The 3153-nt window shown below is 71.5% G+C and carries 3 protein-coding genes; 2 read left to right on the top strand and 1 reads right to left on the bottom strand.

Going from position 1 to position 3153, the window contains the following annotated elements; genetic code table 11:
• Positions 1-802: hypothetical protein (locus QN345_RS17200; protein ID WP_323508946.1), on the bottom strand; the 802-nt coding region annotated here is incomplete at its 3' end.
• A gap of 98 nt (positions 803-900) precedes the next feature.
• Here QN345_RS17200 and QN345_RS17205 point away from each other — a divergent pair.
• Positions 901-2388, top strand: a complete 1488-nt coding sequence (locus QN345_RS17205; protein WP_134449560.1) for an SDR family oxidoreductase — start codon at positions 901-903, stop codon at positions 2386-2388.
• Positions 2389-2397: 9 nt separating this feature from the next.
• The coding region (locus QN345_RS17210; protein ID WP_323508947.1) for a DUF2207 domain-containing protein at positions 2398-3153 on the top strand (756 nt) is incomplete at its 3' end.

The following is a 3153-nucleotide window of genomic DNA, read 5'->3' on the forward strand; positions in this document are numbered from 1 at the left end:
CGCCCGCGAGCGCCGAGTGACCGGACAGCACCCGATCCTGCACGATCCCCGCAACCCGGACAGCGACCTCGAGGCCACGACGCGCTGACTCCGTCGGCGCAGGCCGGTGGGCCAGCTGGCTCGCCATCGCGGGCCAGGCCGGGTCGGCGTCGACCCTGGCCTGCTCGAGGCAGAACAGGCACGGGCCCAGCCCCGGCTCCACGAGCGGGCCGATCCGCACCTTCCGGTCTCCGAACACGACCGGCAGGTGCGGCACGTCGCGGTTCAGCCAGCGCCGGTAGCGTGCCGGCTCGATCGCGAACCGGCCGATGATCACCGCGAGGTCCGTGTCCGCGGGGGCGGCGGCATCCGCGCCGGTGCGGCTCGCGGTGCTGAAACGGATGCCGGTGCCGTAGCCGGAATCGTCGGCGACCCGTGCGCTTCCGCCGACACCGTCGTCGAGTTCGTGGGTGTCGAGCCCGAGGTCGTCGAGGAAGGAACGGAGCCGCGCGGCCGTCGTGCCGCGCCCGTCGACGGACACCCAGTGCCGGAGCGCCGGCGTCGAGGACTCCGGCCCGAGGTCGTCGAGCAGGACCGGGCGGAGCGCGGCGAGGAGGGCGGAGACGGATTCTGCAGTCGCCCCGCCCGTGCGGCCGAGCATGACGGCGCCGCTGCGGGGCACCCCGGACCGGAGCGCGTCGATGACGCGTTCGAGGCCGGGGCCGGGCACGCGGAGGCGGAGCGCCGGGTGGTCGACGCCGAGCTGGATGGTGTCCGGCGAGCGCCAGACGAGCGGATACCGGGGGTCGAGTCGAAGAGTCATGCGCCGATCCTGCCGGATTCGCATCGAGCGCGAGCGATTCATCCACAGGCCCGGCAGGCTCCCAGCCTCAGCGCCGGCATTCGCCCTAGGCTCTGACCATGACTGCCAGACGAGCACTCGTGACCGGGGCGACCGGCTACATCGGCGGGCGGCTGGTTCCGCTCCTCCTCGACGCCGGATTCGAGGTGACCGTGCTCGTGCGCTCGCCGCAGAAGCTCACCGACGTCCCCTGGCGGGACCGGGTGGACATCCGGGTCGGCGACCTCGCAGACGCCGACGCCGTGGACGCGGCGTGCGCCGGGATCGACGTCGTCTACTACCTCGTGCACGCGATGGGCAGTTCGGGCGACTTCGAGCAGGCCGAGGCGCGGGCCGCCCGCACGGTGGCGTCGGCAGCTGCGGCGGCCGGCGTCTCGCGGATCGTCTACCTCGGCGGGCTGCACCCGGACACCGAGACCCTCTCCCGGCACCTGCGTTCCCGGGCCGAGGTCGGACGGATCCTGCTGGCCTCCGGCGTGCCGACAGCCGCCCTGCAGGCCGGCGTCGTGATCGGGAGCGGCTCGACGTCCTTCGAGATGATCCGGCACCTGACCGACGTGCTGCCGTACATGCCCGCACCGAAGTGGGTGCGGAACAAGATCCAGCCGATCGCCGTGCGCGACGTGCTCTACTACCTCGTCGCCGCGGCGGACCTGCCCGACTCCGTCAACCGAACCTTCGATATCGGCGGTCCCGACGTGCTCCGCTACGGGCAGATGATGAACGGCTACGCCCTCGAGGCGGGACTTCGCCAGCGCCCGATCGCCTCATTGCCGGTGCTGACCCCGTGGCTCGCCTCGCAGTGGGTCAACCTCGTCACCCCGATCCCGCGCAACCTCGCCGTGCCGATCATCGCCTCCCTGCAGAACGACTGCGTGATGGGCGAACACGACATCGACGGGTACATCCCCGTCCCCGACGGCGGTCTCACCGGGTACCGCACGGCCGTGCGGCTCGCGCTCGGGCGGATGCGCGACGGCGACGTCGAGACCAGCTGGCGGAACGCCTCGATCGAGGGGGCGAGCAGCAACCCGCTGCCGAGCGACCCGGAGTGGGCGGGGCACCTCGTCTACACCGACGTTCGTACGAAGCACACCCCCGCGGCGCCCGCCGAACTGTGGCGCATCATCGAGGGCATCGGCGGCGACAACGGCTGGTACTCATTCCCTCTCGCCTGGGCCGTGCGCGGCTGGGCGGACAAGCTCGTCGGCGGCGTCGGGCTCCGCCGTGGCCGGCGCGACGCGGAACGGCTGCACACCGGCGACGTGCTCGACTTCTGGCGGGTGGAGAGCCTCGAGCGCGGGCGTTTCCTCCGGCTCCGTGCCGAGATGCGGGTTCCCGGGCTGGCCTGGCTCGAGATGACCGCCGAACCGGCCGCGGACGGTGGCTCCGTCTACCGGCAGCGTGCCGTGTTCTTCCCACGCGGCCTCGGTGGCCGGCTCTACTGGTTCTCGATCCTGCCGTTCCACGGGATCATCTTCAGCGGGATGGCCAACCGCATCACGGCCACGGCCGAAGCGACGTCTGCGCCCCAGCCCGCTCGCTAGAGTGGGGGCATGCGCCGATTGGCTCGATCCCTGTTCGTCACCATCCTGGGCGCGTTCGCCCTCCTCACCCTGTCGGTGCCCGCGGCGGCCGTCGCGGCCGCGCCCCTGGGGCAGCCCGCCGGCTCCGTGCCCGGCGGCGTCGACGACTTCAGCTTCGATTCGATGCACTCCGACTTCGTGCTCAGCCGGTCAGCGGACGGGCACTCCGCGTTGACGACGACGGAGACCATCGTCGCCCGGTTCCCGGACTTCGATCAGAACCACGGCATCCGTCGGTCGATCCCGAGCCACTACGACGGGCATCCGACCGGGATCGACCTTGTGAGCGTCACCGACGAGAACGGTGCCCCGCGGCCGAGCGACACGAGCGAGAGCGACGCCGGCGACTTCTTCATCGTGACGAGCGCAGCCGACGGCTACGTGCACGGCGCGCAGACCTATGTGATCACATACACGCAGCGTGACGTGACCCTCGTTCCGACGGATGCGCAGGATGAGGAGTTCTACTGGGAGGTCAACGGAACCGGCTGGGCCCAGCCCTTCGGCTCCGTCTCCGCGACGCTCACGGTCGACCCTGAGCTCACCGGCCGGCTGACCGGCCAGGCCAGGTGCCTCCAGGGATCGACGAATTCCTCGGCCGACTGCTCCGAGATCAGCACGGATTCGAGTGCGGCGGCGACGACCGGAACCCGGATCAGCGCGAGCAGCGGCAGCCTTGCCGCCCATGAGGGACTCACCCTGGTCGTCGGCTTCACCCCGGGTACC

The organism is Cryobacterium sp. 10I1, assembly GCF_035019805.1.
Taxonomy (GTDB): domain Bacteria; phylum Actinomycetota; class Actinomycetes; order Actinomycetales; family Microbacteriaceae; genus Cryobacterium; species Cryobacterium glucosi.

What these genes read in the sequence shown, in the direction of transcription:
- QN345_RS17205 (WP_134449560.1), top strand. Translation starts at nt 901, where the DNA reads ATGACTGCCAGACGAGCACTCGTGACCGGGGCGACCGGCTACATCGGC.